We start from the raw sequence: 4,196 nt of genomic DNA, 5'->3' as shown, positions 1-4,196 counted from the left end.
ATGTGCGCCTGTCTCCGTTTTTGTGCCGAAAATTCTGGCTGGCAGCACCCGGGAGTCGTTGAGAATCAGACAGTCTCCTGGGCACAGATAGTCCAGAATATCCGAAAAATGCCTGTGCTCAATCTCTCCGGTACGCTTGTCCAGCACCATCAGCCGGGAGGCGTCCCTCGGCTCAATCGGAGTCTGGGCAATGAGCTCCGGAGGCAGTTCAAAATGGAAATCGCAGGTTTTCATAGAGTCTGTACTCATATTTGGTCACTCTCCTGGAGAAAAAATCATAGGATAGACTGGATATCCGGCAGAAAAAATTGACAACCGGCCCGGTATGGAGTATAATAAAGCAGAGTTGCCTGCTCCTGTCCGCCTCTTATTATAATGGATGGCAGGCATGTTTTCAACTATTTTCACCGACATCTTTGGCTTTGGGGAAAGGAAAATGAAAATGAAGCAGTATCGTGTAGGCATTATTGGATGCACAGGAATGGTCGGCCAGCGTTTTGCCACTTTGCTGGAAAATCATCCTTGGTTTGAGGTGAAGGCTCTGGCAGCCAGTGCCAGGTCGGCGGGAAAAACCTATGAGGAGGCTGTGGGAAGCCGTTGGGCCATGCCCACGCCCATTCCGGCCAGTATGGCTGGTATGCCTGTTTATGACGCACAGGCGGATATGGAAAAAATCGTTTCTCTGGTTGACCTTGTGTTCTGCGCTGTCAACATGAAGTCGGAGGAGATTACTGCTCTGGAAGAGGCATATGCCAAGCTGGAATGCCCTGTTATTTCCAATAACAAAGAGCATCGGGGCGACCCGGATGTGCCCATGATTGTGCCGGAGTTGAATGCGGACCATCACCAGGTCATTGCCCATCAGCGTCAGCGGCTGGGTACCAAGCGGGGATTTATCGCGGTAAAATCCAACTGCTCCTTGCAGAGCTATGTTCCCGCCCTGCATCCCCTGCTGGACTTGGGCGTGACCAAAGTGTTGGCCTGTACCTATCAGGCTATCTCCGGGGCAAGCAAGACCTTTGAAACCATGCCCGAAATCCTGGACAATGTGATCCCCTATATTGGCGGTGAGGAGGAGAAATCGGAGCGGGAGCCCATGAAGATCTGGGGCCATGTGGAGGACGGCGTGATTGTCAACGCCACATCGCCCTCCATCACTTCCCAATGCCTGCGGGTGCCGGTTTCTGACGGCCACCTGGCGGCTGTGTTCTTCTCACTGGAGAATAAGGCCAGCGCTGAGGAGATCATCCGCCGCTGGAATGAGTTCAAGGGCCCGGCTCAGGAGATGGAGCTGCCCAGCGCTCCCAAGCAGTTCATTCACTATTTCACAGAGCCGAACCGGCCCCAGCCTAAGCTGGACCGGGACCTGGAGGGGGGCATGGCGATCTCTGTAGGCCGTCTGCGCCCTGATACCCAGTATGACTACAAATTTGTATGTCTGTCTCACAACACCCTGCGCGGCGCGGCCGGCGGCGGGGTCCTAATGGCTGAGCTGCTGTGCAAGCTGGGTTATTTGGACTGATCCACTTGCTGTACCTGGCTGTTTTTTCCATTCATTTTTCAGGAGGAAGCTACTATGAAGAACACCATTTTTACCGGTGTGGGCACTGCTCTTGTCACCCCCTTTGACCAGCGGGGCGAGATTCTTTGGGATGAGCTGGATAAGCTGGTAGAGCTGCAGATTTCCGGCGGTGCCGATGCCATTATTGCATGCGGCACCACAGGCGAGGCCGCCACCATGAGCAGTGAGGAGCACCTGAAGACCATTCGCTTTATTGTGGAGAGGGCCAAGGGACGCGTTCCTGTGGTTGCCGGGACCGGCAGCAATGACACCCGTTTTTGTGTGGACCTGTCTTTGGAGGCCAAGGCTTTGGGAGTGGAGGGGCTTTTGCTGGTAACGCCCTACTACAACAAAACCTCCCAGAAGGGGTTGATGGAAAGCTTCCACTATATTGCCGATTGTGTGGAACTGCCCTGCATTCTCTATAATGTCCCCAGCCGTACGGGTTGTAATATCCTGCCCGCCACCTATCTTGCGCTTTCCAAAAATCCCTATATTGTAGCCACCAAAGAGGCCAACGGGGACACTGCCTCTGTAGCCCGCACCATCGCTCTGTGCGGGGATGATCTGGCGGTCTATTCCGGTGAGGATAACCAGGCGTTGGCCATTACGGCTCTGGGAGGGAAGGGCGTTATCTCCGTGTTCTCCAATGCCCTGCCCAAGCAGATGCATGACCTGGTCTGCGCTGCGGCTGCCAGTCAGCTGACGGCTGCCCAGCAGCTCAATAACCAGTATATTGATTTAATGGACGGCTTCTTCATGGATGTGAACCCCATCCCCATAAAGGAGGCTCTCTGGCAAATGGGCGTGATCTCCACCAACTTCTGCCGCATGCCCCTGACCACGATGCCGGAGGAAAAGCAGGCCGCCATGACTGCACTGCTGAAAAAACACGGGTTGATATAAGTCCCTGCCCAACGCCGCCTATAGCGGCAGGGCAAGAAAAATGGAAAGAAACGGACGTGAAAGCATGATCAGAATACTGCTCAGCGGCTGTGCGGGTAAAATGGGCGCGGCTGTCAGAAGCCTTGCCAGCAGCCGGACAGACTGCGAAATCATTGCCGGCGTAGACCTTCTTGGCGGGACGTTTGAGTTTCCGGTGTATTCCTCCTTTGACGCAGTGCAGGAGACAGTGGATGTGGTGGTGGACTTTTCTCACCCCAGCGCCCTCTCCCCGACTTTGGACTACTGCCGTACCCACCTGGGGACCGCAGCAGTGCTGTGCACTACTGGCTACACTCCGGAGCAGTCGGAGGAAATAAAAGAGGCTGCGGCTGAGCTGCCGGTCTTCTATTCCCGAAACATGTCCCTGGGTATCAACCTGCTGATGGAGTTGGCGAAAACCGCCGGGACAGTGTTGGGGGAAAGCTTTGATGTGGAAATTGTGGAAGCGCACCACAACCAGAAAATCGACGCCCCCAGCGGCACGGCCCTGATGCTGGCTGACGCAGTCAACCAGGCCCGGGCCAACTGTATGAAGTACACCTACGACCGTCATTCGCAGCGGAAGAAGCGGGACAAAGCAGAGCTTGGCATTCATTCTGTCCGGGGCGGCACCATTGTGGGAGAGCATCAGGTTATTTTTGCGGGCAGCCATGAGGTGACCACCCTCTCCCATTCCGCCCAGTCCAGGGAGCTGTTTGCCGCCGGAGCTGTAAACGCCGCTATTTTTATGGCTGGACGGAGCCCGGGACTGTATGATATGTCCCATTTGATTCAGAATGGAAAGGAAGCTTAACATGAGCGCTGGCACAGTTATCAGCACGGTAGACAATATTACCCTGGTCACCTTAGTGGGTTTTCCCGCGCAGGTGGACTCCCTCTCCCGAATCTTCGATTCTATCGCAAAGTATGAGATCAACATTGATATGATCTCCATGGCCCCAACCCACGGCGCTTTTACCGGCCTGTCCTTTACCATCTCTGATAATGACCTGATGGATGTTCTGGCCTTTACAACCCAGTTGAAAAAGGAGACCAACGTCAATGTGATTGTCAGCTCGGTGAATCACAAAATTTCCATCTACGACCCGGCCATGAAAAACACGCCTGGCATTGCGGCAAAGGTGTTTAGGGCCATTGCCAACACTAAGGCTGACCTGAGGCTGATCACTACCTCAGAGGTGGAGATTTCCCTTCTGGTCACAGAGTCGGATTTTGACACGGTACTTTCTGCTATAGAGGCTGCTATGGCCTAAAACCAAAACGCAAAAAGAGCCTTTCCGGCGTACCGGAGAGGCTCTTACATTTTTCCCATCACCCAAATTATAACGGGAAACAGATAAATGACCAGGAGTGCGGCTAAAAAAGCAGTATAAAGCAGCATGGGCGCTGCACGCATCCACATTTGATTGACCCGCCGGACCCAAGAATAACGCCGGAAAAGCACAAAAAGTCCTACTACACCTACTGTTGCGGCACTAATATATAGACTGCTCCAAAAGCCCGCTGGTACATAGCTGATTTCAACGACATTTTTCTCGTCTGGCAATGGGATTTCCATAAAGCAATCCAAGACAATCCGGGGCTGCACCTGGTTTCCATTGACACGAAGCTCCATGCCCTGGTACCATGGCACAGAGAGGAAAAGTGCGCTCCCCTCTCCCCCATCCACCGTACCAGTGATAGTCCCCTC

At 53.9% G+C, this 4,196-nt stretch carries 6 protein-coding genes; 4 read left to right on the top strand and 2 right to left on the bottom strand.

The window, feature by feature from the left end; genetic code table 11:
- Nucleotides 1-234, bottom strand: a 234-nt coding sequence (locus ACTO5E_RS10385) for an S-adenosylmethionine:tRNA ribosyltransferase-isomerase (protein WP_482303435.1), incomplete at its 3' end; no start/stop codon positions are given.
- A 208-nt stretch (nt 235-442) separates the two neighbouring features.
- Here ACTO5E_RS10385 and asd point away from each other — a divergent pair.
- From asd to ACTO5E_RS10365, 4 genes are all read left to right on the top strand, one after another.
- Entirely contained in the window at nt 443-1,522 is a 1,080-nt protein-coding gene (gene asd, locus ACTO5E_RS10380) for an aspartate-semialdehyde dehydrogenase (protein WP_482303434.1), read from the top strand.
- Nucleotides 1,523-1,576: 54 nt separating this feature from the next.
- Nucleotides 1,577-2,467 (top strand): 4-hydroxy-tetrahydrodipicolinate synthase, encoded by an 891-nt coding sequence (gene dapA, locus ACTO5E_RS10375; protein ID WP_482303433.1) that lies wholly within the window; start codon nt 1,577-1,579, stop codon nt 2,465-2,467.
- 64 nt (nt 2,468-2,531) lie between these two features.
- A complete protein-coding gene (dapB, locus tag ACTO5E_RS10370; RefSeq protein WP_482303432.1) occupies nt 2,532-3,299 on the top strand; it encodes a 4-hydroxy-tetrahydrodipicolinate reductase in 768 nt (255 codons plus the stop codon).
- Between the two features lies 1 nt (nt 3,300).
- On the top strand, nt 3,301-3,759 hold the full coding sequence (locus tag ACTO5E_RS10365) for an ACT domain-containing protein (RefSeq protein ID WP_482303431.1): 459 nt from the start codon (nt 3,301-3,303) through the stop codon (nt 3,757-3,759).
- Nucleotides 3,760-3,803: 44 nt separating this feature from the next.
- Here the strand turns inward: ACTO5E_RS10365 and ACTO5E_RS10360 are convergent.
- Nucleotides 3,804-4,196 (bottom strand): YfhO family protein (locus ACTO5E_RS10360; RefSeq protein ID WP_482303430.1); only part of this gene is annotated, 393 nt, incomplete at its 5' end.

The organism is Acutalibacter sp., assembly GCF_056800975.1.
This window is presented reverse-complemented; position numbering and strand designations above follow the sequence as displayed.

Coding starts and splice junctions, on each gene's coding strand:
- dapB (WP_482303432.1), top strand. CDS start 2,532: ATGATCAGAATACTGCTCAGCGGCTGTGCGGGTAAAATGGGCGCGGCT.
- dapA (WP_482303433.1), top strand. CDS start 1,577: ATGAAGAACACCATTTTTACCGGTGTGGGCACTGCTCTTGTCACCCCC.
- asd (WP_482303434.1), top strand. CDS start 443: ATGAAGCAGTATCGTGTAGGCATTATTGGATGCACAGGAATGGTCGGC.
- ACTO5E_RS10365 (WP_482303431.1), top strand. CDS start 3,301: ATGAGCGCTGGCACAGTTATCAGCACGGTAGACAATATTACCCTGGTC.